Consider the following 24,134-nt stretch of genomic DNA (forward strand, 5'->3'; position numbering starts at 1 on the left):
GAGGATGGCTCCGTTTATTCCGGGCCCGCCACTGTCCCGGAGTCCGCCTACTCCGGGGTCCGGCCGGAGTCTCCGCCGTGCGCATACGAGCGGCCGCTGCCCCAGACCCGCCGGGCCTGCGGCTCCGCCGGGGCCGGCGGGGCCTCGCGGGCCGCGAAGAGCGTGCCGAGCCGCGCGGCCCAGGCGGGGCGGTCGGCCAGCCGCAGGGCCTCCCGGACGGCCACCTGGTTCGCGGTGAGGACCGGTTTGCCGAGCAGCTCCTCCAGTTCCGTGAGGTGGCCGACCGTGTGCAGGGCGGTGTCCGGCAGCAGGACCGCGTCCGCGTCCGGGCGGTCGGCGGCGGTGGCCAGCTCCTTGATCCGGTCCGGGCCCCAGTCGGCGGCCTCCGCGGCCGTGGCGGCACCGGCCGCGTGGGTGGCGAGCACCTCGATGCCCTCGGCCGTCAGGAACGCGGTGAAGTGCGCGGCGATCTCCTCCGGATACGTCGCGGCCACCGCGACCCGGGCGGCGCCCAGCTTCCGTACCGCGTGGACGAAGCCGATGGAGGTGCTGGAGACGGGCACGCCCAGCGCGCGGGCCAGCGTCGCGGCCTGGGCGTGGGCGCCCTGCGGGCCGTACAGGAAACTGCCGCCGTCGCAGGCCCAGACGACGGACTCCACCCCGGAGCGCCCCAGCTCCTGCGCCCCGGCCGCGAGCCGCTCGGGGGCGCCCAGGGCCCGCAGGGCGTCCTCGCGGTAGGCGTCGTCGGGGCACTCGGTGTGCTGGACGACGAGTCTGATGGTGCTGTCGAGCAGGACCTCCATGCGCGGGAAGTCGCCCGCCGCGAAATGGCCCGGGTAGAGGAATCCGACGGTCGTCATGTCCACCCTTCCTGTGCGCCGGCAGCTTCCGTCCGCTGTCCGGCTGTCTTCCGGAGCTCCCCCGTCTCCGTTCAAGTATTCCCCCATCCGCCCGGGTCATCGCTCCGAGCTGTTGACGGGGGCGGGAGCGGCTGCGAGCGTGGGCCGGGAGCCCACCTGGGGTCTGTCACCCCAGGCCGACGCGGGAGGAACCGTCCCCCATGCCGGAGCCCGTTCTGCTCGTACTGGACGCCGATCCACCGCCCCGGCTCGGCCGGCTGGCCGGGCGGGTCGCGGTCCGGCACACCGACGCGGCCGGTCTGGCCGCGCGGCTCCCCCATGCCGATGTCCTGCTGGTCTGGGACTTCACCTCCGACGCGGTGCGGGAGGCCTGGCCGGGTGACGGGCCGCGCCCTGCCTGGGTGCATACGGCGAGCGCGGGCGTCGACCGGCTGCTCTGCCCGGAGCTGGTGGAGTGCGACACGGTGGTGACCAATGCTCGGGGCGTGTTCGAACAGCCGATCGCCGAGTACGTGGCGGGGCTGGTGCTGGCGTTCGCGAAGGACCTCCCCGGCACCTTGGAGCTCCAGCGGGCGCGGCGGTGGCAGCACCGCGAGAGCGTCCCGGTCACCGGCACGCGTGCCGTGGTCGTCGGCGCGGGGCCGGTCGGCCGGGCGGTCACCCGGCTGCTGATGGCGCTGGGCGTCGAGGTGGCGCTGGTGGGGCGCACGGCCCGGCGCACGATCCACGGGGCGGAGGATCTGGACCCGCTGGCGGCGCGGGCCGACTGGGTGATCTGCGCGGCGCCGCTGACCCCTCGGACGTACGGGATGTTCGACCGCCGGTTCTTCGGGCTCATGCAGCCGTCGGCCCGGTTCATCAACGTGGGACGCGGACCGATGGTCGTCGAGGGCGATCTGGTGGACGCGCTGCGCAAGCGGTGGATCGCGGGGGCGGCGCTCGACGTGTTCGCCACGGAACCGCTCGGCCCGCGGAGCCCGCTGTGGGACGTGCCCGGCCTGATCGTCTCGCCGCACATGAGCGGTGACACGGTGGGCTGGCGGGACCGGCTGGGTGAGCAGTTCGTCGCGATGTACGAACTGCGGGCGGCCGGGAACCCGTTGCCGAACGTGGTGGACAAACGGCTCGGCTACATCCCGGGGACGGATCTGGACGAGTGAGCCCAACCCGGCCCGTTCCATGCCGACTTCACCACCCCATTGCGGACATCTACCGATAACACCCCGTCATCCGCCGCATCCCGCAAGGAAATACACCCTGCACACATCTCGTCGCGCTCCGCCCAACTTCGGACACGGGAAGGTCACCCTCCGGCCACCGTTCGGTTACATGCAATCTCCTGCTGCATAGACGTACGGGAGCGGGCAGCGTTCACCCTGTCCGGACTGTTCGAACCTTCCAGGAGACTGCGAACCATGGCTGACTTCCCGAACCTGTCCCGCCGGGGCTTTCTCAACCGATCGGCAGCCGTGGGCGGTCTGCTCGTCGTCCCCGGCCTGCTCACCGCGTGCAGCAAGACCGGCGCCGACTCCGCGGACGGCGAAGGAGCCCTCGACAAGCTCCGCAAGCAGGGCTTCGTCCGGGTCGCGTACGCGGATGAGGCCCCGTACGGCTACATGGAGGGCAAGCAGCTCAAGGGCGAGGCACCGGCACTGCACCGCGAGATCTTCAAGGCCCTCGGGGTCGACGAGCTGCGGCCCACCCTCTCCGAGTGGGACGGGCTGATCCCGGGCCTCCAGGCCAAGAAGTACGACGTGGTCAGCGCCGGTATGGCGATCACCCCCGAGCGCTGCGCCAACGCCCTCTTCTCGGAGCCCGAGTTCATCTCGCCGACCGCGATGATGGTGAAGAAGGGCAACCCGAAGAAGATCACCGACCTGGCCTCCGCGAAGGCGGCCGGGATCACCATCGGTGTGATGGCAGGTGCGGTCGAGGGCTCGTACGCCGAGGGCGCCGGCATCTCCAAGGACAGGATCAAGACGCTGCAGAAGCCGCAGGACGGCGCGGACGCGGTCAAGGGCGGCCGGGTCGACGCGTTCCTGCTCACCGGCATCTCGCTGCGCTGGCTCGCCAAGACCAACGCGGGCACCGAGGTCACCGAGGCCTTCCTGCCCGAGCTCAAGGGCAAGAAGCAGTACAGCCCCGGCGGCGCCGTCTTCCGCAAGGGCAACGAGGATCTGCGGGACGCCTTCAACCGTGAGCTGAAGAAGATCGTCTCCGACAAGTCGCGCTATGTGAGCCTGCTCCAGGACTACGGCTTCGGAGCCAGCGAGCTCCCGCCGACCACCCTGAAGACGGCCGATCTCTGCAAGGGCTGACAGGGACGGAACCCACCGCATGAGTGATTTCTTCTCCGCCTTCATGGACGATCTCCCACAGTTGCGCTCCGGCCTGTGGGTCACGCTGGAAGCCACGATCCTGGGCGCGCTGCTGGCCCTGGTGCTGTCGTTCGTCCTCGGCCTGATGTCGATCAGCCGGCTGCTGCTGTCGCGCGGCGTCTCCCGCGTGGTCGTGGAGTTCTTCCGCGGCACCTCGCTGTACGTCCAGCTGTTCTGGTTCTACTACGCGATGCCCCCGCTGACCGGGTACGAGCTGTCCCCGCTGGTCTGCGGCGTCCTCGCCTTCGGCCTCAACTACGGCGCGTACGGCGCCGAGGTGGTGCGCGGGGCGATCAACTCCGTTCCACGCGCCCAGTACGAGGCGACGATCGCGCTGAACATGACGCCGCTGCACCGGATGCGCAAGGTGATCATGCCGCAGGCCTGGGTGCAGATGCTCCCCTCCCTCACCAACCTGCTGATCCAGCTGCTGAAGTGCACGCCACTGCTGTGGCTCATCTCGGCCGCCGACCTGATGACCGCGGTCGAGAAGCTGCGCACCCGTACGGGTGAGACCCTCACCGCGTATGTGACCCTGCTGGCCTGCTACTTCGTGCTGGCGTACGCGCTGACCCTGCTGATGAACCTGCTGGAACGGTCCGCCAAGCGCAAGCTCGGCCTGGACACCGGCGGGCGCAGCCTGCTGAAGTCCCGCAGCGCCGTGACCGCCGCCGCCGCGGGAGGTGCCCGGTGAACGAGGGATTCAAGTGGGGCGCCGTCGGCGAGGCCCTGCCTCTGCTCCTGCAGGGGTTCAAGATCACCCTGCTGGCCACCCTGCTGGGCACGGTGGTCGCCGCGGTGCTCGGGCTGGCCATCGCGGTCGCCGGACGGGCTCCGAGCCGGTTCGTGACCGTGCCGGTGAAGGTGGTGATGGAGTTCATCCGCTCCACCCCGCTGCTGATCCAGCTCGTCGGCGCCGCCGCGGTGTTCAGCTCGGTGGAGCCGCTGTACATCGGCATCGTGGTGCTGGGCATCCACTACGCCACATACACCTCCGAGGTGTACCGCGCCGGGATCGACAGCGTCCCGAAGGGGCAGTGGGAAGCCTGCCGGGCACTGTCCATGTCGCCCCGGCGGACCTGGCAGGCCGTGATCCTGCCGCAGGCGGTGCGCAACGTGCTGCCCGCCCTCGGGAACTACGCGATCCTGATGTTCAAGGAGACCCCGTTCCTCGCCGTGATCACGGTGCAGGAGATGGTCTTCAAAGCCCGTGAGTACGGGGCCGCACACTTCGTGTACACCGAGGTGTTCACGCTCGCCGGGATCCTCTTCCTGGTCGCGAGCTACCCGACCTCGCTGTTGATGAGAAAACTGGAGAAGCGCCTTGGCCACTGAACCTCTCCCCGTGCAGAAGACCGCGGCCACGGCGCCCGAGGACGTCGTGCCGGTCTCCACCTCCAAGGTCACCGGGCATCCGCTGGTCCGCTTCGACAAGGTGGTCAAGCAGTACGGCGACCATGTCGTCCTCGACCAGCTGGACTTCACGGTCGAGCGCGGCGAGCACGTCACCCTGATCGGGCCCAGCGGCTCGGGCAAGACCACGATCCTGCGGCTGCTGATGACGCTGGAGAAGGTCAGCGACGGCGTGATCCGGATCAACGGCGACCCGCTGACGCACATGACGGCGGCGGACGGTTCGCTGAAGCCGGCCTCCGAGAAGCATCTGCGTGAGGCGCGGAAGAAGATCGGGATGGTCTTCCAGCAGTTCAACCTCTTCCCCAACATGAAGGTGCTCCAGAACATCACAGAGGCGCCGATCAACGTCCTGGGCATGGACCGCGACAAGGCGGAGACCCGGGCCCGGGAGCTGCTCGACCTGGTCGGGCTCTCCGCGAAGGTCGACGCCCACCCCTCCCAGCTCTCCGGCGGCCAGCAGCAGCGGGTCGCCATCGCGCGGGCATTGGCGATGGAGCCGGAGATCCTGCTCCTGGACGAGGTGACGTCGGCGCTCGACCCGGAGCTGGTGGCCGGCGTCCTGGAGCTGCTGAGCGATATCGCGCGCAACACCGACATCACCATGCTCTGTGTGACCCACGAGATGAACTTCGCCCGGGACGTCTCGGAGAAGGTGCTGATGTTCGACGCCGGACGGGTCGTGGAGTCGGGTTCGCCGGAAAAAATCTTCACGGACCCGGAGCACGAACGCACGCGCGAATTCCTCAACGCGGTGCTGTGACCTCGGCATCCGTCGTCCACTCTTGACCTTGGCATATGCCAGGTGCGTGCGCCCCGGTCCGCGGTGCCGGGGCGCACGGCCGAGTCGTCAACACCAGCCCCTGAACAGGCCATTGGCCGCTATCGTGAGGACAGAGCTTGCGGTCACAACCTGGTAGGGGGAAACCGTGGCGTTGAAGCCCGAACCGACCGCGCCGTTCCATTCGGTGCAGTACGCCCTCCGTGTTCTCGAAACGGTCTCCAAACACGGCAACGGCGTGACGGACACCCAGATCGCCCGGGAGACGGGACTGCCCGTCGGGCATCTCGCCTCCCTCCTGCTGATGCTGCGCCGCGAGGGGTACGTCGAGCAGATCGCCGACGGCGCGTATGTGATCGGCGCCTCACTGCTGCTGCTCGGCTCCGGCGCGGCGCGCAGACAGGCCGTGGAGGCCCGGCTCCAGCAGGCGCTGGTGCAGCTGCGCGACTCGGTCGGCGCGGCGATCTACATCAGCCGGTACGTGGACGGCGAGATCCGGGTCACCCAGTACGCCGACGGGCCGCGCACCCCGGCGGTCAACGAGTGGGTGGACTTCAGGTCCTCGGCGCACGCCTCGGCCATCGGCAAGTGCCTGCTGACCCAGCTGGACCAGAACGGCCGCCGCGACCACATCTCCCGGCACAAGACCGCCCGGCTGACGTCGCGGACGATCACGAGCGAGCAGGTCCTCTTCTCCAAGCTGGACAGCCAGCCGGCGACGGTCCCGGTGCTCGACCTCCAGGAGTACGCGGTCGGCACGGTGTGCGCGGCGGTGCCGCTGACCGCCGGGGCGTCGGCGGGATGCCTGGCGCTCTCGCTGCCCGTCGAGGACGCGCACCGACTGCGCGAGGCGGCGGACACGCTGAACCGGCGCGCGGCCCCGGTGCTGCTGTCCCTGGCCCTGTAGGGCCTGGCTCGACAGCCCCGTGGACCCGGTCCGCCGGGGGGTGTCATTCGCACCCCTGAGGACCAGGTATTATTTTCGAGTCAGCAGGCGCCGCTAGCTCAGTTGGTTAGAGCAGCTGACTCTTAATCAGCGGGTCCGGGGTTCGAGTCCCTGGCGGCGCACAGACAACGCACGAGGCGGTCTCCGTTCAACGGGGACCGCCTCGTGCGTTTTGTGCTGCCCTTCGGTATGTACAAGTGTTTTACACGCTCGTACTAGACAGACGTTTTAAACGCTCGTATATTCCCAGGCATGACAACACCTACGGGCACTGCCACGGCACCCGGCGAGCGCGCCGGCCGCAAGGAGTGGACCGCTTTCGTGGTCCTGCTGCTCCCCCTCCTCCTGGTCTCGATGGACGTCTCCGTCCTCTTCTTCGCGATCCCGTCCATCGACCGGGACCTCGCGCCCAGCGCCACCCAGCAGCTCTGGATCTTCGATGTGTACGGCTTCGCCCTCTCCGGCCTGCTCATCACGATGGGCTCGCTCGGCGACCGGATCGGCCGCCGCAAGCTGCTGATGATCGGCGCCCTCGCCTTCAGCGCCGCCTCGGTCGGCGCCGCCTACGCCTCCAGCCCCGAGATGCTCATCGCGGCCCGCGCCCTGCTGGGGATCGGCGGTGCGACGCTGATGCCGTCGACGATGGGCCTGGTACGGAACATGTTCCGCGACGAGACGCAGCGCAGCCGGGCCGTCGGCATCTGGTCCGGCGCCATGGCCGGCGGGATCGCGCTCGGATCGGTGCTCAGCGGCGTCATGCTGGAGCACTTCTGGTGGGGTTCGGTCTTCCTGATCAACGTGCCGGCGATGGTGCTGCTGCTGGTCCTGGTGCCGGTGCTGGTGCCGGAGTTCAAGGACCCGGCCCCGGGCCGCTTCGACTTCCTCAGCGTGCCGCTGTCGATGGGCTCGGTGCTGCCGGTCGTCTACGGGGTCAAGGAGACCGCCGCCCACGGTATGGACGCGCGCAATGCCCTGATCATCGTCGCCGGGCTCGTCATCGGCTGGTTCTTCGTCCGCCGGCAGCGCGGCCGGGAGGACGCGATGATCAGCCGGGAGCTGTTCCGCGGCCGTGGCTTCGCCGCCGGGATCGGGCTGAACGCGCTGGCCTCCTTCGCGATGATGGGCTCCGCCTTCTTCACCACCCAGTACCTCCAGTCGGTGCTCGGCATGAGCACGATGGAGGCCTCGCTCTGGAGCCTGGCACCGTCCCTGGCGGTCGGTGCCGCCGCGCCCACCGCCACGGCCGTCGCCCAGCGGGTCGAGCGGAGCCGGGTCGTCTGCGCCGGCTTCGTGATCGCGGCGGCCGGCTTCGGCGTCCTCGCCCTGTCCGGTACCGACTCGCTGTGGGTGCTGCTCGTCGGATCGGCCGTGATGAGCAGTGGCATCGTGACCGTCATGGCGCTCGTATCGGACATGGCACTGTCCACCAGCCCGCCGGAGAAGGCGAGTTCGGCCGCCTCCCTGCTGGAGACCGGGCAGGAGTTCGGCGGGGCGATGGGGATGGCGCTGCTGGGTGCGGTGGCGACCGCGGTGTACACCGCCCAGATGCCGGACTCGGCGCCCGCCGTGGCCCGCAAGACGCTGCCGGGGGCGCTGTCCACGGGTGACGGTTCGCTGATCTCGCTCGGCCGGGAGGCCTTCGTGCACAGCATGAGCTACGCCTCGGTGGCCGGGGCGCTGCTCCTGCTGGCGGGGGCGGTCCTCGCGGTGACGCAGCTGCGGCGGGCGATGCTCTCACGCCCGTCCGGCGTCCGATGACAGCAGACCGGCCCGGCCGTGCTCCTCGAACTCCGCCGTGAGGGAGGTCAGTTGTTCCTCACCGAACGGTACGTACGCACCCTCCCGGTCCCGGTACCACACAGCGGTCCCGGCCCGGAATCCCGCCAGGCGCAGCCCGGCCCGGTGCACCTTGTTCGTCGCGGTCACCGGCATCGTCGGCACGATCCGCACGAACCGGGGTGCCATCTTCGTGCCCAGGTCGGGCTGGTCCCGGAGGAAGGCGGCGAAGGCGGCCGGATCGAAGCCGGCCCCCTCGCGCAGCGCCAGCGCCGCCATGACCTGGTCCCCCGCGACCGGGTCGGGCACCGCGTAGACCGCGACGGCCGCCGCGTCCGCCCAGCGGGCCAGGATGTTCTCGATCATCGCGGCGGCCAGGTTCTCGCTGTCGACCCGGAGCCGGTCCTCGGTGCGGCCGGCGAAGTAGAGGAAGCCGTCGGGGTCGCGGAAGAAGAGGTCGCCGGTCCAGTACCAGCCGTTACGCACCCGGGCCGCGTCCGCCTCCTCGTTGCGCCAGTAGCCCTCGAACGGGGTCCGGCCCCGGTTGACCAGCTCCCCTATCGCGGCGGCGCCGTTGAGCAGCTTCCCGCCCTCGTCGAATACGGCGGCGACCCGCTCGCGGCCCGTCTCGGGGTCGACGACCGCGAGGTCGTCGCGGTCCGCGGCCCGGCCGATCGCGCCGGGCGGGGTGTCCGGGGTCCGCTGGATCGCGGCGCCGCCCTCCGAGGAGCCGTAGCCCTCGACCAGCCGCACCCCGAACCGCTCCCGGAAGCGGGCCGCGTCCACCGCGCCCGCCTCGGTGCCGAAGCCGATCCGCAGCGGGTGCTCCCGGTCGTCGGGGCGCTCCGGGGTGGCCAGCAGGTACTGCACGGCGCGGCCGACGTAGGTGAAGTAGGTGGCCCCGTGGGCGCGTACGTCGGAGAGGAATCCGGAGGCGGAGAAGCGGCGGCGCAGCGCCACGGCGGCGCCGCCGGCCAGCGCCGGGGCCCAGTCCGCGATCACCGCGTTGCCGTGGAACATCGGCATGCAGATGTAGTGGACGTCCTCGCGGCCGATGCCGAAGTGCTCGACGAGCGAGTGGCCGGCCGCGGCGAGCCGGCCCTGGGTGCAGAGCGCGGCCTTGGGGGCGCCGGTGGAGCCGGAGGTGAAGTAGAGCAGCATCCGGGTTCCGGGCCCGGGGCGGGCGATGACCGTGTCGCCCGGCTCGGCCCCGGCGTAGGGTGCGAGCAGGGCGGCGTACGCCTCGGTGTCCGTGACCAGTACCCGTACGCCCGGGAGTTCCAGGCCGTCGAGCAGCGGCAGGTGGGCGCGCTCGGTGATCAGCACCCGGCATTCGGTGTGCGTGATGTCGCGGGCCAGCTCGGCGCCGCGGCGGGTGGGGTTGATGCCGGCGACGGCGGCCCCGGCCAGGGCCGCCGCGCTCAACCACAGGGGGAATTCAGGGGTGTTGTCGAGCAGCACCCCGAGGTGCGGTTCGCCGCCCGCCGGCAGCAGATCCGCCAGGAGCGCGGCCCGTGCGGCAGCGCCCGAGGCGACCTGGTGGTGGCTGAGAACGGTGTCCTCGTGCCGTAATCCCGGCCGGTGGTCGCCCCATTGGCGCTGTACGAGCTCCGCGACGGTGCCTGCGCTCCTCATGGCGCCGCACGGTAACTGACTATGCGTCAGAACTGAACATCGGAGCACGAGTAGAACGCGTTGGCCGTGTCCGAGATGTTCCAGACGCTCAGGATGATGTGCTTCCCGGTCTTCTGAGTGGGGATGGTGCCCTGCTGGGTCAGCGTGGCGGGGGGCTGCTGGTTGTTGTACGGCACCGTCATGAAGGGCTGGGCCTCCAGGTCGGAGCGCTTGAGCGGCTTGGTGGGGTCCCAGCCGTTCTTGGTGATGTAGTAGCGGAAGTCCGTGGTGGCGTGCCGGGCGGTGAACTGCCAGCGGAAGCTGAAGCCCTGACCTGCGGTGACGTGGGTGGCGGGCCAGTTGCCGCCGCGCGGGTCGTCGAGCTGCGCGAACTCGCCGTGGCCACCGGAACAGATCGCACCGTCGGCGGGGCCGGCCGCCGGGAAGCCCTTGGGGCCCTCGACGCTCTGCGGCTCCCACTGGATGTTGCCGCAGCCGGTCACCGTGCCGTTGGCACAGAGCTTCTGACGACTGATGGGGTTGTCGGTGTAGCCGTGGCTGCTGGCACTGCTGGTCGCGAACATCGAGACGCCCGCCACCGCCAGGCCCACCAGGGCCGCACTTGTCTTCTTACGCATTGCTGACGCTCCTCGGATACGTGGGGGAGGTTCCATGAGCACTGCTGCGCGCGTTTCGTGCGGTCTAGACCAAGGCCTAGATTATTGACGGATCATGAACATGTCCAGACCAATGTGAGTTGGATTCCGGTTCACCTCACACCGGTCTCCGGGGCCACTTCAGGCACTGTCCCCACCACCGCGTCCGGTGTAGAAAGCCACCGTCAGATCCTTCACCAGTGACTTCCGTTCGTAGTCGTCCAGTTCCACGAGCCCCCGGGCGGTCAGCCGGCTGACCGTGTCGTCCACCGCGTCCACCACCGAAGTCAGCACGCTGTCGCGGTGTTTGGCGTCGATGGCCGCGATCCGGCGCCGCTGCATGGCCGCGGCCACCTCCGGGGCGTACTCGATCCCCGTCGGCTGCGCCGAGTACACCTCGATGCCGACCGGCTCGCAGTCCGCCTTCAGCATCCGGGTCAGCGCGTCGCCCACGGCCTCGGCGTTGCGCAGGGTGTGGGCGTCCTCGTGGAAGGCGTCGGCGGGCAGTTGCGAGAGGACCCGGGCCATCGCCGCCTCCACCTGCTCCCGCAGGTACTCCTCGTGGTCCGCGATGCCCAGCGTCGCCCGCACGGTGTCCTCGACCCGCCACACGACGAGGACGACGACCCGCAGCGCCGTGCCGTTCGCGTCCACCGCGGGCAGCGGCTCGCTGCGCCAGTGCCGCAGCCGGACATCGACCCGGCGGCGCAGCAGCAGCGGGCTGACCCACATCAGCCCGGTGCGCCGCACGCTGCCCCGGTACTGGCCGAAGAGGGTGAGCACCCACGCGTACCCGACCCGGCCGCGGGTCAGCCCGCCGAGCGCGAAGAGCACTCCGGTCAGCAGCAGCGCGAGCGCCGCCCAGGCGCCGAGGCCGATGCCGTCGTAGGGACGCGGGCCGAGCCCGAGCCGGGACAGCACTCCGCCCGGCAGCGCGCCCGTCCACCACAGGACCCCGCCCGCCGCGGCGAGTGAGGCCAGGGCTGCGAGCAGGGCCGCCCAGCCGGGCAGCGCGGGTCCCGGCCGTTCGTTCAGCCGTGGGTCCGCGACCGGCGCGGGCCGGGTGGACGGCCGCACCTGCCCCGACCGGGGCGGCGGCGGCCGCCGGACACCGGCCGGCTGCTCGATCCCGGACGCCCCGCGGACGACGGTGGCCGGCAGTGCGACGGCGTCGGAGGCGACCTCGGGGTCGTCGCGGAAGAGCAGGTGCACCGGGATGGAGGCGGTGCGCTCGTTGGCGATGACCGAGTGATGGCGTCCGGTGTCCACCCGCACCTGGGTGCGCATCTCGGTACGCGTGTCGGTACGCGTCTCGGTGCGCGTCTCGCCCGTGTCGTCGTCGCCGAAGGACAGCGAGAGGGAGGGCCCGAGGTCCCGGCGGGCCGGGGCGAGCCCAGGGCCGGGGAGGAACGGCCCCACCGCCAGGGCCGGTTGCCCCGGATCACGCGCGCCCTCGCGCACCTCCGCGTCCGCTCCCCCGTCCGGCCCGGTGGCCGCGTCCGGAGCCGGGGCCGTGCCCGGAACAGAGACCGAGGCGGAGGTCGCGCCGAAGGCGGAGCCCCCGCGTTCGCCCGCGCCCGGCGTCAGGTCCAGCACCAGGTCGACCACGGAGTCCGGCCCGGACCGCACCCCCGGACCGGTCCCGCGCTCCACCCCCGGCTCCGGCGCCGACCAGTCGTAGGGCCCGCCGGGACCCGCCCGCTCCGGCCGGTCCGGGGCGGCCCACTCCCGCACCGGGAGCGCCCCGTACCTCTCCTCGCCGTGCCCCGGGTTCTCCGGGCTCCCGTTCTCTCCGTGCTCCTGGTTCCCGGAGCTGTCCGGCACCGTGGATCGCATTCCCGCCTCCGTCATGTGCGTCGTGTCACGCGAAGAGTCGCCGCCAGGTCTCCGGACCCGGATAGCCGTCGGCCTCCGCACCCCGCCAGCCCTGGGCCTTCTGGAAGGCCTCGACATTGCGCCGGTCCGCCTCGGTCCACCGGGGGCCGGGGCCCGACAGGTAGTACTTGCCGTATCCCTTCTTCACCAACTGTTTCCCGAGCCGGTCGACATGGCTGTTGGACTGACCCGTCCGGAAATAGCCCCGACCGGGGAAGGCGGGCACCGCCGTGGAACCGCCCTGGCCGCCCACGGGGATGCTGCGGCCGGTGCCGCCGGTCAGCAGACGCCAGGTGTCGGGGCCCGGGATGCCGTCGGCCTCCTTGCCCTTCCAGCCCTGGGCCTTCTGGAACGCCTCGGTCGCCTGCCGGTCGGCGCTGCCCCAGGCGGGTCCGGGGCCGACCTTGTAGAAGCGTTTGCCGCCGCGCGCGACGAGCAGTTTGCCGAGCTGGGTGACGTAGGCGTTGTTGGCGCCCGGACCGAACTTCCCGGCTCCCGGGAACCCCGTCGTCGAGCCGCTGCCGCCGGTTCCGGTGCTCAGCCCCTTGTAGCGGTAGGCGACGTAGCTGCCCGAGTTGGACCAGTACGCGATGGGCGTCGTCTGCTTGCGGGTGTGCGGCGTGGTCTGCTCGTACGCCGTGTAGTGGGTGTGCGTGTAGTCCGTCCAGCCGCCGAAGATCGTGACGTGCGAGCCCTTCGAGGGGTCGGCCGGGTTGTGGAAGAGCAGGATGTCGCCGGGCTGGAGATCCTCCCGGGCGATCCGCGTCCCGTACGAGGCGAGGCTGCCGGTCCACTCGTTGCCCGGCAGGTTCCAGGCCATCGACACATAGCCGGAGCAGTCCTGGCGGTACCCGTCCGACCAGTACTTGCTCATGTTGTACGGGACCTGCGCGGTGATCCATTTCTTGGCGCGGTTGATGATGTCGGCCCGGCTGGTCTTGCGCAGCACGGGCGTGCCCGTCTGCGAGGCCGGCGGGCCGGAGGCCCCCGCACCCTGCAACGGACCCGGCCCGCCCTGCGGACTCTCAGGTCCGGGGTCGGCCGGATCGGCCGCGTCCCCCGGCTCTGCCGGAAGGGCCAGCCCCACCGGTACCGCGCCGGCGGCCGGGGCCGGACCGGCCCCCGGCGCCGGGTCGCCCGGCAGGGCCGGATCGGTCACCGGGGCGGGGTCGGCCGCCGCCGTCGCCGCCTCCGCCAGACCGGCGCTCAGCACCACCCCGGCGGCGGTGACCAGCACCAGCGCGCGCCGCGCGCCGTGCGCGGCCGGATGTCCTCCCTGCCGCGTCGGCAGTGCCGCGGCTGCGGTTCGCCGTCGTACGGCGCACCCCGCACAGGTGCAGTCGATGGCGGGTACGTACTCCTCGAAGGCCGGCACAGTCATGCGATTCCCTCCGCAGTTGTCAAGATCTTTGGGAGCATCTGTACGGGCGTCAGTGTCTCAACTCTCCGGACATATCGCATTTTGACGGATAGAAGAGAAAAAACGACCATCCGACAGGCCGGGTCGGGCCGGAAATGGTCGGGAGCACCGCCCCGAATCGGGTAGAGTTCTCCAGGTCAGCAGGCGCCGCTAGCTCAGTTGGTTAGAGCAGCTGACTCTTAATCAGCGGGTCCGGGGTTCGAGTCCCTGGCGGCGCACGCATAGTCAAGGCCCCCTCACCACGCGCGAGGGGGCCTTGACTGTTTTCCGGCCCACCCCCGGCCCGCCCTCCGGCATCTCACGCAGGTGCCGCACAGCGAATTCTTTGCTCACGCACAGTCTGCCCACACCCGACGCACAGTAATCAGTTGGTCACCCGGAGGCGCGGGCACCCTTCGCGGGCACCCCGATCGCCTCTGCTTACGCCGCCGCATCCTCTCGTCGCAGGGGCCCCTCAAATCGTGCGTATGAGCGGTTAATAGCCTGTTTCACCCTTGCGGTCACGGCTCGTGTCGGCCAACCTGTCCGGGGGTCATCGGCGCCAACCACGCAGATGAGCCGAGCAGTTGGGGGCCCGAGAGCGGGATGTTCCGGTTGTGCGCGATGTGGGGTGGGGGCCTCGCACATGAGCAAATACCGAACAGGCATCATGCAACCGGAAGGGCACTGTTCCATGTCTCTGGAAGGGTGCCCGACACTGAGCCGTCGGTCGCGTTCCAGGGGGACACGCGGCAGGCGAAAGGACCGACCGACCACGCAGCCGGCCTGCGTGCAGGGGGATGACCCATGACGTCGACGCCGCCAGGCGCCCGGCCGAACAACGACGACCCTTCCCGGACCACGCAGCTTCGGATACCCCCGCAGCTCCGGACCGGGGGCCGCCGCCGGCGTCCGCAGAAGGCGCTGCCACGCTACGACTACGAGCACTACAGCCGGCTCGCCGGGCCACTGACCCAGCCCGATCCGGCCAAGCCGTACACCGTGAAGTACCGCTCGCTCCTCTCCCAGGAGCCGCACCGGATACGCGCGGCCCTGCTGCTGGGCGCCGCACCGCTCGTCTCGCTCGGCCTGTTCGCCTGGCTGATGCAGCCCGAGCACTGGACGCAGCGCGACCCGAACCTCAAGAACGACACGCTGCTGATCCTCGACATCGTGATGCTGGTGTCGATCGGTCTGATCGAGCTGTTCCGCACCCTGAACGTCCTCTCCAACGCGCACGCCACGCTGGTCGCACGTGATCCGGTGCCGGTCGTGCCGGAGAACGGCACCAGGGTCGCCTTCCTCACCTCCTTCGTCCCGGGCAAGGAGCCCCTGGAGATGGTGACGAAGACCCTGGAGGCCGCCGTCCGCATCCGTCACCGCGGACTGATGCACGTCTGGCTGCTCGACGAGGGCGACGACCCGGCGGTGAAGGAGGTCTGCCGGCGGCTGGGGGTGCACCACTTCTCCCGCAAGGGCGTGGCGCACTGGAACCAGGCCAAGGGACCGCACCGGGCGAAGACCAAGCACGGCAACTACAACGCCTGGCTCGACGCCCACGGCGACACCTACGACTTCTTCGCCTCGGTCGACACCGACCACGTCCCGATGCCCAACTACCTGGAGCGGATGCTCGGCTACTTCCGCGACCCGGACGTCGGCTTCGTCATCGGCCCGCAGGTGTACGGCAACTACGACACCTTCGTCACCAAGGCCGCAGAATCTCAGCAGTTCCTCTTCCACGCGCTGATCCAGCGCGCGGGCAACCGCTACGGCGCCCCGATGTTCGTCGGCACCAGCAACGCGGTGCGGATCTCGGCCCTCAAGCAGATCGGCGGCCTGTACGACTCGATCACCGAGGACATGGCGACCGGCTTCGAGATGCACCGCGCCCGCAATCCGCGCACCGGCCGCAAGTGGCGCTCGGTGTACACCCCGGACGTACTGGCCGTGGGCGAGGGCCCGACCGCCTGGACGGACTTCTTCACCCAGCAGCTGCGCTGGTCGCGCGGGACGTACGAGACGATCCTCAAGCAGTACTGGAAGGGCTTCTTCTCGCTGCCCGCGGGCAAGCTCTTCAACTACACCATGATGATCATCTTCTACCCGATGTCCGCCATGAACTGGATCCTCGCCGCACTCAGTTGCGCACTGTTCCTGGGCATGGGCGCCTCGGGTGTGCAGATCGACCCGACGGTCTGGATGATGTTGTACGGCAACGCCTCGGCGCTCCAGATCGGCCTGTACATCTGGAACCGCCGGCACAACGTCTCACCGCACGAGCCCGAGGGCTCCGGCGGGCTGGCCGGCATGATGATGTCCGCGCTCTCCGCGCCGATCTACGCCCGCTCGCTGATGGACGCCGTGCTGCGCCGCAAGAGCTCGTTCGTGGTCACGCCCAAGGGCGACTCCTCCAGTCCGGACACCCTCTTCGGGACCTTCCGCATCCACCTCTTCTTCATCCTGGTCTTCGCCGGCTCGATCGTGGCGTCGTTCGTCCTCGGCCACAGCCATCCCGCGATGCTCACCTGGGCCGCGCTGGCGCTGCTGATCACCGCAGCGCCGGTCTTCGGCTGGCGGTACACCGTGCGGGCGGAGAAGAAGAAGCGGCGCGCGGGACCGCCGCCGGGCGGCCCGACCGCCGGTCGGCAGGGCGCGGGCCGGGAGAACACCGGCTGGGCCGGCAACGAACAGACCATGCAGATCGCCCTTGGGGGACGTAAACCATGAAGTACCGTCCGAGCCGCCGTACCCGCCGCATGGCGATCAGTACGGCGGTCGTCCTCGCGCTCGCGGGAGCGAACGGGCCGTGGCTGTACCGCTTCAGCACCGAGCGCTACCACGACTACAAGATCAACCAGGCCGGTTACAAGGCCACCAACGGCCACTGGGACTTCCTGGATATCCCGTCCGAGTTCAAGATCAACACGATCCACGCGGCCCTGCTGCACACCGGCAAGGTGCTGCTGGTCGCGGGCTCCGGCAACAACCAGAAGAACTTCGACGCGAAGAGCTTCCGCTCCGTGCTGTGGGACCCGAAGACCAACGGGTTCAAGAACATACCCACGCCGAAAGACATGTTCTGCGCCGGTCACACCCAGTTGCCCGACGGCAAGCTGCTCATCGCCGGCGGCACGAAGCAGTACGAGAAGCTCAAGGGCGACGTCACCAAGGCCGGCGGCCTGATGATCGTCCACAACGAGGACCCGGACAAGCCGGTCACGCTTCCGGCGGGCACCAGATTCACCGGCAAGACCAACGGCAGGACCTTCGTCACCAAGGACCCCGTGCTGGTGGAGAAGGCCAAGAAGGTCTTCGACAAGAACACCGGCGCGTTCCTGCGCAACGACCCAGGACTCGGCCGGATCTACGTCGAGGCGCAGAAGTCCGGTACGAAGTACGAGACGGGCACCGAGGACAACTACCGGATAGCCGGCCTGTCCGGCTCCGACACCCGCAACGTGTACGGGATCGCCCAGAAGCTCGCCCTGGACAAGAAGGACTTCCAGGGCATCCGGGAGGCCTTCGAGTTCGATCCGGTGGCGGAGAAGTACATCACCGTCGACCCGATGAACGAGGCCCGCTGGTACCCGACGCTCACCACCCTCAAGGACGGCAAGGTCCTCGCCCTCTCCGGCCTGGACGAGATCGGGCAGATCGTGCCCGGCAAGGACGAGGTCTACGACCCGGAGACCAAGAAGTGGAAGTACACCGGCATCGTCCGGAAGTTCCCCACCTATCCCGCGGTCTTCCTCCTCAACAGCGGCAAGCTCTTCTACTCCGGCTCGAACGCGGGCTACGGCCCCGCCGACGTCGGCCGCGCACCCGGCGTCTGGGACCTGGCGACGAACAAGTTCACCGAGGTCCCCGGACTGAGCGACCCGGACAAGATGGAGACCTCGGCGACCGTACGGCTGCCCCCGGCCCAGGACGAGAAGTTCATGGTGATCGGCGGCGGCGGCGTCGGTGAGTCCGACAAGTCCAGCGAGAAGTCCCGGCTGGTCGACCTGAAGGACGCGGACCCGGAGTTCAAGGACGGCGCCTCCCTGGACGAGGGCACCCGCTACCCCAGCGCGTCCCTGCTCCCCGACGACTCCCTGCTGGTCACCGGCGGCTCCAACGACTACCGGGGCCGTGGCGGCTCCAACGTCCTGCAGGCCCGGCTGTACGACGCGAAGACGGACACCTACGAGCGGGTCGCGGACCCGGCGGTGGGCCGCAACTACCACTCGGGCTCGGTACTGCTGCCCGACGGCCGGGTGATGATCTTCGGCTCCGACTCGCTCTACTCCGACAAGGCGAACACCCGGCCCGGCGTCTTCGAGCAGCGCATCGAGATCTACACCCCGCCGTACCTGTACCGCGACTCGCGGCCCGAACTGACCGCCGGACCGAAGGAGATCAAGCGCGGCGGCACGGCGGTGTTCACCACCAACCAGGCCGAGGACATCAAGTCCGCGAAGCTGATGCGGCCGAGCGCGGTCACCCATGTCACGGACACGGACCAGCGCTCCGTGGCACTGGACCTGAAGAAGACGGACGGCGGCATCTCGGTGACCGTGCCGGAGAACCGCGCGCTGGTGCCATCGGGCTGGTACATGCTCTTCGTCACCGACAGCAAGGGCACCCCGTCCGAGGGAACGTGGGTCGAGGTGCCCTAAGACCTGTCGGCAGACCGCCCGGTGCCGCGCGGCGCCGCCCCCGGCACCGGGCAGGACCCCGTCCTATCCGGTGCCGCGGGCCAGGCCCAGCGCGTACTCGGGCCACCAGTCGCCGGCCTTCGGGCCGCCCCGGCAGTCGCCGTCCGACTCCCCCGGGCGCTTGATCCAGAGGTAGGCGTCGACCAGTTCGTCACCCGTCGACGTCGTCGGCGTCTCACCGAGGGCACGGCCCGGCGGGTTGCACCAGCTCTTCGCGGGATCGCCGCCGGTGTAGGGGCCGTTGCCGTTGCGGCTGGTGTCGATGACGAACGGCTTGCCGCCCACCTTCGCCGACAGCCGCTTGCCGAAGTCCTTGCTGACCTCGGTGGTCTGGAAGTTCGAGACGTTCACCGCGAACCCGTCGGCCGCGTCGATGCCCGCCTGCCGCAGGGGCTGGAAGAGCGCGTCCGGCGTGTGCCAGCCCGCGTTGCCCGCGTCCAGGTAGACCTTGGTGCCGGGCAGCTTCTTCAGCCGCTCCACCGCACCCTTGAGCAGGTCGTAGCGCTCCTCGTGGAACTCCTGCGGGGTGCACCCGTCGACCAGGTGCAGCACCGCGTCCGGCTCCAGGACCACCGTGGCGCCCCGGTCACCGATGCCCTTGGCGACGCCCTCCAGCCAGCTTCGGTAGGCGTTGCCGTCGGCGGCGCCGCCCTTGGAGAACTGTCCACAGTCCCGGTGCGGGATGTTGTAGAGGACCAGCAGCGCCTCCCGGCCGGCCTTCTGCGCGGCCTGTGTGAAGCCCTTCGCCTCGGCCTCCGGGTTGTCAGGCCCGATCCACTCACCGACCGGCTGCCGCGCGATCCTGCGGACCAGGCCGGCGTCCTTGCCGTTGCCGTCCTCGGTGTACCGGGCGACCTGCCTGGCGGCGTTCCCGTCGGGGTTGACCCAGTACGGATCGGTGCCCTTGGGCTGCTGGCCGATGGCGGCGGGGTTCTTCCCCGCGCCGGAGCCCTGCCCGCCGTCACCGTCGCCGTCACCGTCTCCGGAGGAGGAGCATCCGGCGAGCAGCAGCGCCGCGCCGATCACGGCCACGCCCGCTCCCCGTATACCGAACCGGCCGTTGTGGCTGCCGTACATCCCCACTCCCCTTCGGGTGCGACGGCGGTGCACTGTCGCATCGCGGCCCATCCTGGCACAGCGCCCGGGAGCGGCCCGGCCCCTCACCACTTCCCCGAAGAGCCGTTACGGCGGGTTCACCGCACTCCGCCCGAATTGACCGGGCGCGGAGCGTGACTGGTTATCGACGTAACGTCAGAACTCAACTGTCCGGGGTGAGTTCGGCGTCCTACAGTGGGCGTGCGGCGGGCCGGACGCCAAAGACCTCCCGTGTCCGCGCCGGGCCACTCCCGCGGCCCGCGCCCCGCGGTCGAGGACCGGCCCGGCCGGCGCCCGGAGAACCCGGGTGGCCGGCCGGGCCGTGTACCGCCGGGATCAGGCGCCGACAGCGCCCGTGAGGTGGGCGAGGGCGCAGGCGCGGAAGGCGGCCACCAGGCGGCCGCGGTCACCGGCCCGCGCCGCCAGCACGACACGGCTCGGTTCGACGCCGCGCAGGGGGACGACGGCCAGGTCGGGGCGGATGCCGAGCCCGCCGGTGCCCGCCGTGACGGCCAGGGCCTTCCCCGAGGCGACGAGTTCGAACTTGTCCTCGAAGTCCTCGGCCAGCGGGCCGTCGGGCGCCCGGCTTCCGTCGGGCCGGGGGTCGATGCGCCAGAAGGCGTTCCAGGCCGGGTCGGACACCCGGAGCAGCGGCTCGGCGGAGATGTCGTCGAGCGTGACGTACTCCCTGCCGGCCAGCCGGTGACCGAGGGGCACCACCAGCACCCGGGGCTCGTCGTGGAGGACCGTCACATCCAGCCCGTCGGCCCGCAGCGGCAGCCGGGTCACCACCGCGTCCACCCGGTGGGCGAGAAGGGCCTCCGGCGGCTCGTTCCAGGCCAGGTGCAGGACCCGCACGTCGGCTTCCGGGTACCGCTGGCGCAGCTCACGTACCACCGGGGTGACGATGAGGCCCCGCGTGAAACCGACGGTGATCCGGCGGGGCTCGGCGACGGAGCGGGCGTGGGCCGCGGTCTGTTCGGCGAGCCGCAGCAGGGCCTTCGCCCCGGGCAGGAAGGCCGCTCCGGCCTCGGTGAGCCGGCTGCCCTGCGGGTCACGGTCCAGCAGTCGCACGCCCAGGCGCTGTTCGAGGCCACGGATCTGCCTGCTCAGCGACGGCTGCGCGATATGGAGAGCGGCGGCCGCCCGCCCGTAGTGGAGGTGTTCGGCGACGACGGTGAAGTACCGCACCAGACGCAGGTCCAGGTCAGCCGGCGGGGAGGGCGAGTCGGGCATGCCCCGATGGTAGCCAGGCAGGCGGTGCCCGGAGCCGCCTCGGAACATCCCGTCGGCCTGGGGTGATGCCTGTGCCGTATCACGCGGTGCGGCACAGGACTTGGACGGCCGAGCGGACCCGTCCCTAGCGTGGGCACGGGCCCGCCGCCGTCCGGTGCCGGGCCGGCCCGAATCACCGGGGGAGAGTCACTGTGCGGGTATTTGTTGCGGGCGCGACGGGGTACATCGGATCCGCGGTCGTGCGCGAACTCCTCGGAGCGGGGCACCGGGTGGCCGGTCTCGCCCGCTCGGAACAGGCCGCCGCCGCGCTGGCGGAGGCGGGCGCGGAGGTACACCGGGGCGATCTGGACGAGCCGGCCAGTCTGCGTGCCGGGGCCGCGGACGCGGACGGCGTGATCTTCGCCGCGAACAAGCACATCACCGAGACCTCGGACCCGGCCGCACGCGCCCGGGTCGAGCGCGCCGCCGTCGAGGCGATCGGTGCGGAGCTGAAGGGGAGCGGCAGACCGTTCGTCGTCACCTCGGGAGTCATCGGCCGCGCGCCGGGCCGGCTGCTCACCGAGGAGACCACCACCGACCCGGGCATGCTCTCGGCCCCGCGGCTCGCCGTCGAGTCGTCCGTCCTCGCGATGGCTGAGCTGGGTGTGCGCTCGTCCTCCGTCCGGCTGGCGCCGACCGTTCACGGCCGGGGCGACGCACGCGGTTTCGTCGCGGCCCTGATCGCCGTCGCCCGTGCGACGGGGGTGTCCGCGTACGTCGGTGACGGGGCGAACCGGTGGCCGTCGGTGCACCGGCTCGACGCGGCGGTGCTGTACCGGCTGGCCCTGGAATCCGCCCCCGCCGGTGCGCCGTTGCACGCGGTCGCCGAGGACGGGGTGCCGTTCCGGGACATCGCCGGGGCCATCGGCCGCCGGCTGGGGCTCCCGGCAGCCGGCCTGACCGCGCAGGAGGCGGGCCGGCACTTCGCCAACTTCCTCGCCCCGCTGGTGGCGCTGGACAGTGCGGCGTCGAGCGCCGTGACCCGGGAGCTCCTGGACTGGCGGCCCGCCCACGTCCCGCTGGTCCAGGACATCGAGGAAGGACATTACTTCAACGGCCTGGCGGTCCTGCCCTGATCACACCGCCGGACCCGCGGCGCCCTGCGCCGCTTGTGCCGCCTTCTGCGCCGGCTCCTCGCCGGTCAGGTACGCCGAGACGACCACGTTCGCGGTGTACGAGTGCGAGGCGCGGTCGTACGTACCGCCGCAGGTGATCAGCCGGAGCTCGGCCCGGCCGTCCTTGCGGGGCCCGTACGCCTTCTGGGCGTTGAAGCGGGCCCGGGTGAAGACCTGGACGTCGTCGATGGTGAACTCCGCGACCGTGCCGTCGGTCCGGGTCACCTCGACCTTGGCGCCGGGGCGGGCCGCGCTGAGCCCGTAGAAGACGGCCGGTTTCGTCTCGGTGTCGACGTGGCCGACGAACAGGGCCGGCCCCTTGGCGCCGGGCTCGGTGCCGGCGCCGTACCAGCCGACCGTCTGGGGCGTGTCGAACGACGGCGGTGCGATCGCGCCGTCCGCGTCCAGGCCCCGGGAGACGACGGGGGCCCTGATGCCGATCGACGGGATCTCCACGCTCCTCGGCGTCACGCCCCTGATCGGCTCGTGCGCCGGGGGCAGCGGTACGCCGAGCGGGCGTCCGACGGCGGCGACGTCCCCGGTGGTCGGGGCGGAGCCGATGCCGGAGCCGTCGGTGATGCCTCGGCCCCAGAGCCACAGGCCCAGCAGGAGTACGGCCCAGGCCACTCCGGTGAGCAGCCTGCCGTGCCCCGTCGAACGGTCCTGGGAGGACATGTCAGTCGAGGGCCGGACGGCGGCGGCGGCGCGCGCTGCGGAAGGCGACCGCGACGGCGGCGACGGCGGCCAGGGCGAGGCCGACCACCGCGTGGATCGTGCCGGGGCCCTCCTGCTGGGCGGCCTGGTCCGCGAGCACGGCGGTGCCGCCGCCGCCCGCGCGGACGGGGGCGACCGGCATGGGCCGGTTGCGGTGGACGACGGTGACGACGCCGGACACCTTGGTGTGCTTGTCGTCCTTGCACACCACCTGGATGTCGTAGTCGCCGGGCTCGGCGTCGGAGCGGATCCGGGCCTCCGCGAACAGCGTCCGGTCGTCGCCGGGCGAGAAGCGCGCCTCGGAGACGAAGGCGTCGGAGTTCCCCTTGGCCTCCTTGCCCTTGCAGCCGCCGACCTCCAGGTCGACCTCGCCGCCCGGTGCGATGGAGGACGGGGAGACCGAGAGGGTGGCCCGGGACCGCGAATCCTGGTCGTGGTCGGAACCGGAATTGGCCAGTGCGACGGAAGCGGGCATCAGGGTCGCCGCAGCGGCTGCGGCGGCACAGAACGTAAGGGGTATTGAACGCATCGTGAACCTCCTTATGGAAGGTTCACGCGTGCGGCGCGTTTCCGCATCCGCAGGGGGCCCGGCACTGGGCCGGTGGAGTGCGGGGAGGCGGTGCCGGAGCACCGCTCCCCGCCCGTGATCAGCCCAGGTCCACGAGGTCCACGAGGTCGGCGATGGAGTCGACGACGGTGGACGGCCGGAACGGGTACTTGTCGATGTCCTCGACCGTGGTGAGGCCGGTGAGCACCAGGAACGTCTGCATGCCCGCCTCCAGTCCGGCCAGCACGTCGGTGTCCATCCGGTCACCGATCATGGCGCTGGACTCGGAGTGGGCGCCGATCGCGTTGAGCCCGGTGCGCATCATCAGCGGGTTGGGCTTGCCCGCGAAGTACGGGGCCTTGCCGGTGGCCTTGGTGATGAGGGCGGCGACCGACCCGGTCGCGGGCAGCGGGCCCTCTGCGGACGGGCCGGTCTCGTCCGGGTTGGTGCAGATGAAGCGGGCGCCGCCGTTGATCAGCCGGATCGCCTTGGTGAGCGTCTCGAATGAGTAGGTTCGGGTCTCCCCGAGCACCACGTAGTCGGGCTCGTGGTCGGTGAGGACGTAGCCGATGTCGTGCAGCGCCGTGGTCAGCCCGGCCTCACCGATGACGTACGCCGTGCCGCCGGGCCGCTGGTCGTCCAGGAACTGGGCGGTGGCGAGCGCGGAGGTCCAGATGTTCTCGACGGGCACGTCGAGGCCCATCCGGTTGAGCCGGGCGTGCAGGTCGCGCGCGGTGTAGATGGAGTTGTTGGTGAGGACCAGGAAGGGCAGCCCGGACTCGCGCAGCCGCTTGATGAAGGCGTCGGCGCCGGGGATCGGGGTCCCCTCGTGGATGAGGACTCCGTCCATGTCGGTGAGCCAGGACGAGATCGGCTTGCGCTCTGCCATGCGGGACTCCTGATGTGCCGTACGCCGGGTGCGGGACGCCGGCGGCACCGCGTTGTGCAGCGCCGGCGTACCCGATTTTAGAGGGTCCGCGTCCGGGCGTT

General features: G+C 70.7%; 20 protein-coding genes and 2 tRNA genes. 12 read left to right on the forward strand and 10 right to left on the reverse strand.

Features of this window, described 5'->3' with window-relative positions:
• Window positions 1–47: 47 nt before the first annotated feature.
• On the reverse strand, window positions 48–860 hold the full coding sequence (locus OG892_RS13660; protein ID WP_371629290.1) for a decarboxylase: 813 nt from the start codon (window positions 858–860) through the stop codon (window positions 48–50).
• Between the two features lie 200 nt (window positions 861–1,060).
• On the opposite strand from OG892_RS13660, the gene OG892_RS13665 reads away from it, so the two are divergent.
• From OG892_RS13665 to OG892_RS13700, 8 genes are all read left to right on the forward strand, one after another.
• Window positions 1,061–2,020: a D-2-hydroxyacid dehydrogenase gene (locus tag OG892_RS13665; protein WP_371629291.1), complete on the forward strand. Its 960-nt coding sequence runs from the start codon at window positions 1,061–1,063 to the stop codon at window positions 2,018–2,020.
• Window positions 2,021–2,275: 255 nt separating this feature from the next.
• A complete protein-coding gene (gene ehuB, locus OG892_RS13670) occupies window positions 2,276–3,178 on the forward strand; it encodes an ectoine/hydroxyectoine ABC transporter substrate-binding protein EhuB (protein ID WP_073738301.1) in 903 nt (300 codons plus the stop codon).
• 19 nt (window positions 3,179–3,197) lie between these two features.
• A complete protein-coding gene (gene ehuC / locus OG892_RS13675) occupies window positions 3,198–3,932 on the forward strand; it encodes an ectoine/hydroxyectoine ABC transporter permease subunit EhuC (protein ID WP_328866970.1) in 735 nt (244 codons plus the stop codon).
• Window positions 3,929–4,573, forward strand: coding sequence for an ectoine/hydroxyectoine ABC transporter permease subunit EhuD (gene ehuD / locus OG892_RS13680; RefSeq protein ID WP_371629292.1), 645 nt, complete (start codon window positions 3,929–3,931; stop codon window positions 4,571–4,573). Before ehuC ends, ehuD begins: the two co-directional genes overlap by 4 nt.
• Window positions 4,563–5,414 (forward strand): ectoine/hydroxyectoine ABC transporter ATP-binding protein EhuA, encoded by an 852-nt coding sequence (ehuA, locus tag OG892_RS13685; protein WP_073738298.1) that lies wholly within the window; start codon window positions 4,563–4,565, stop codon window positions 5,412–5,414. Before ehuD ends, ehuA begins: the two co-directional genes overlap by 11 nt.
• A 166-nt stretch (window positions 5,415–5,580) precedes the next feature.
• Window positions 5,581–6,339: an IclR family transcriptional regulator gene (locus OG892_RS13690; RefSeq protein ID WP_073738297.1), complete on the forward strand. Its 759-nt coding sequence runs from the start codon at window positions 5,581–5,583 to the stop codon at window positions 6,337–6,339.
• Window positions 6,340–6,426: 87 nt separating this feature from the next.
• Window positions 6,427–6,500: transfer RNA gene (locus tag OG892_RS13695), tRNA-Lys, on the forward strand.
• Window positions 6,501–6,630: 130 nt separating this feature from the next.
• Window positions 6,631–8,136, forward strand: a complete 1,506-nt coding sequence (locus OG892_RS13700; protein WP_371629293.1) for an MFS transporter — start codon at window positions 6,631–6,633, stop codon at window positions 8,134–8,136.
• On the opposite strand, the gene OG892_RS13705 is transcribed toward OG892_RS13700, so the two are convergent.
• From OG892_RS13705 to OG892_RS13720, 4 genes are all read right to left on the reverse strand, one after another.
• Complete coding sequence (locus OG892_RS13705; protein WP_371629294.1) at window positions 8,113–9,789, reverse strand: AMP-binding protein; 1,677 nt, start codon at window positions 9,787–9,789, stop codon at window positions 8,113–8,115. The two genes, OG892_RS13700 and OG892_RS13705, sit on opposite strands and share 24 nt — an antisense overlap.
• 26 nt (window positions 9,790–9,815) lie before the next feature.
• Window positions 9,816–10,406 carry a lytic polysaccharide monooxygenase gene (locus OG892_RS13710; RefSeq protein WP_073738294.1) on the reverse strand — a complete coding sequence of 197 codons (591 nt, stop codon included), beginning with the start codon at window positions 10,404–10,406 and terminating at the stop codon, window positions 9,816–9,818.
• 159 nt (window positions 10,407–10,565) lie between these two features.
• Entirely contained in the window at window positions 10,566–12,260 is a 1,695-nt protein-coding gene (locus OG892_RS13715) for an SPFH domain-containing protein (RefSeq protein WP_371629295.1), read from the reverse strand.
• Between the two features lie 25 nt (window positions 12,261–12,285).
• Window positions 12,286–13,680 carry a peptidoglycan-binding protein gene (locus OG892_RS13720; RefSeq protein ID WP_371629296.1) on the reverse strand — a complete coding sequence of 465 codons (1,395 nt, stop codon included), beginning with the start codon at window positions 13,678–13,680 and terminating at the stop codon, window positions 12,286–12,288.
• 183 nt (window positions 13,681–13,863) lie between these two features.
• Here OG892_RS13720 and OG892_RS13725 point away from each other — a divergent pair.
• The 3 genes from OG892_RS13725 to OG892_RS13735 all read left to right on the forward strand — a co-directional run bounded on the left by OG892_RS13725 (window position 13,864) and on the right by OG892_RS13735 (window position 18,359).
• Window positions 13,864–13,937: transfer RNA gene (locus OG892_RS13725), tRNA-Lys, on the forward strand.
• A 568-nt stretch (window positions 13,938–14,505) separates the two neighbouring features.
• Window positions 14,506–16,428: a glycosyltransferase gene (locus OG892_RS13730; protein ID WP_371629297.1), complete on the forward strand. Its 1,923-nt coding sequence runs from the start codon at window positions 14,506–14,508 to the stop codon at window positions 16,426–16,428.
• Window positions 16,425–18,359, forward strand: a complete 1,935-nt coding sequence (locus OG892_RS13735; RefSeq protein WP_371629298.1) for a galactose oxidase-like domain-containing protein — start codon at window positions 16,425–16,427, stop codon at window positions 18,357–18,359. Before OG892_RS13730 ends, OG892_RS13735 begins: the two co-directional genes overlap by 4 nt.
• A gap of 63 nt (window positions 18,360–18,422) precedes the next feature.
• On the opposite strand, the gene OG892_RS13740 is transcribed toward OG892_RS13735, so the two are convergent.
• Both OG892_RS13740 and OG892_RS13745 read right to left on the reverse strand, forming a co-directional pair.
• Window positions 18,423–19,475 (reverse strand): glycoside hydrolase family 6 protein, encoded by a 1,053-nt coding sequence (locus OG892_RS13740; RefSeq protein WP_073738289.1) that lies wholly within the window; start codon window positions 19,473–19,475, stop codon window positions 18,423–18,425.
• 354 nt (window positions 19,476–19,829) lie between these two features.
• Entirely contained in the window at window positions 19,830–20,729 is a 900-nt protein-coding gene (locus OG892_RS13745; RefSeq protein WP_073738386.1) for a LysR substrate-binding domain-containing protein, read from the reverse strand.
• 191 nt (window positions 20,730–20,920) lie between these two features.
• On the opposite strand from OG892_RS13745, the gene OG892_RS13750 reads away from it, so the two are divergent.
• Complete coding sequence (locus OG892_RS13750; RefSeq protein ID WP_371629299.1) at window positions 20,921–21,844, forward strand: SDR family oxidoreductase; 924 nt, start codon at window positions 20,921–20,923, stop codon at window positions 21,842–21,844.
• Here the strand turns inward: OG892_RS13750 and OG892_RS13755 are convergent, their stop codons facing one another.
• From OG892_RS13755 to OG892_RS13765, 3 genes are all read right to left on the reverse strand, one after another.
• Window positions 21,845–22,558 (reverse strand): class F sortase, encoded by a 714-nt coding sequence (locus OG892_RS13755; protein ID WP_328866962.1) that lies wholly within the window; start codon window positions 22,556–22,558, stop codon window positions 21,845–21,847.
• 1 nt (window position 22,559) lies between these two features.
• Window positions 22,560–23,126, reverse strand: a complete 567-nt coding sequence (locus OG892_RS13760; RefSeq protein WP_371629300.1) for a hypothetical protein — start codon at window positions 23,124–23,126, stop codon at window positions 22,560–22,562.
• 118 nt (window positions 23,127–23,244) lie between these two features.
• Window positions 23,245–24,033, reverse strand: coding sequence for an HAD-IIA family hydrolase (locus OG892_RS13765; protein WP_371629301.1), 789 nt, complete (start codon window positions 24,031–24,033; stop codon window positions 23,245–23,247).
• Window positions 24,034–24,134 lie beyond the last annotated feature (101 nt).

It is taken from the genome of Streptomyces sp. NBC_00341, from assembly GCF_041435055.1.
Taxonomy (GTDB): Bacteria; Actinomycetota; Actinomycetes; order Streptomycetales; family Streptomycetaceae; genus Streptomyces.

What these genes read in the sequence shown, in the direction of transcription:
- OG892_RS13660 (WP_371629290.1), bottom strand. Translation starts at nt 860, where the DNA reads ATGACGACCGTCGGATTCCTCTACCCGGGCCATTTCGCGGCGGGCGAC.
- OG892_RS13665 (WP_371629291.1), top strand. Translation starts at nt 1,061, where the DNA reads ATGCCGGAGCCCGTTCTGCTCGTACTGGACGCCGATCCACCGCCCCGG.
- ehuB (WP_073738301.1), top strand. Translation starts at nt 2,276, where the DNA reads ATGGCTGACTTCCCGAACCTGTCCCGCCGGGGCTTTCTCAACCGATCG.
- ehuC (WP_328866970.1), top strand. Translation starts at nt 3,198, where the DNA reads ATGAGTGATTTCTTCTCCGCCTTCATGGACGATCTCCCACAGTTGCGC.
- OG892_RS13700 (WP_371629293.1), top strand. Translation starts at nt 6,631, where the DNA reads ATGACAACACCTACGGGCACTGCCACGGCACCCGGCGAGCGCGCCGGC.
- OG892_RS13705 (WP_371629294.1), bottom strand. Translation starts at nt 9,789, where the DNA reads ATGAGGAGCGCAGGCACCGTCGCGGAGCTCGTACAGCGCCAATGGGGC.
- OG892_RS13710 (WP_073738294.1), bottom strand. Translation starts at nt 10,406, where the DNA reads ATGCGTAAGAAGACAAGTGCGGCCCTGGTGGGCCTGGCGGTGGCGGGC.
- OG892_RS13715 (WP_371629295.1), bottom strand. Translation starts at nt 12,260, where the DNA reads ATGCGATCCACGGTGCCGGACAGCTCCGGGAACCAGGAGCACGGAGAG.
- OG892_RS13720 (WP_371629296.1), bottom strand. Translation starts at nt 13,680, where the DNA reads ATGACTGTGCCGGCCTTCGAGGAGTACGTACCCGCCATCGACTGCACC.
- OG892_RS13730 (WP_371629297.1), top strand. Translation starts at nt 14,506, where the DNA reads ATGACGTCGACGCCGCCAGGCGCCCGGCCGAACAACGACGACCCTTCC.
- OG892_RS13735 (WP_371629298.1), top strand. Translation starts at nt 16,425, where the DNA reads ATGAAGTACCGTCCGAGCCGCCGTACCCGCCGCATGGCGATCAGTACG.
- OG892_RS13740 (WP_073738289.1), bottom strand. Translation starts at nt 19,475, where the DNA reads ATGTACGGCAGCCACAACGGCCGGTTCGGTATACGGGGAGCGGGCGTG.
- OG892_RS13745 (WP_073738386.1), bottom strand. Translation starts at nt 20,729, where the DNA reads ATGCCCGACTCGCCCTCCCCGCCGGCTGACCTGGACCTGCGTCTGGTG.
- OG892_RS13755 (WP_328866962.1), bottom strand. Translation starts at nt 22,558, where the DNA reads ATGTCCTCCCAGGACCGTTCGACGGGGCACGGCAGGCTGCTCACCGGA.
- OG892_RS13760 (WP_371629300.1), bottom strand. Translation starts at nt 23,126, where the DNA reads ATGCGTTCAATACCCCTTACGTTCTGTGCCGCCGCAGCCGCTGCGGCG.
- OG892_RS13765 (WP_371629301.1), bottom strand. Translation starts at nt 24,033, where the DNA reads ATGGCAGAGCGCAAGCCGATCTCGTCCTGGCTCACCGACATGGACGGA.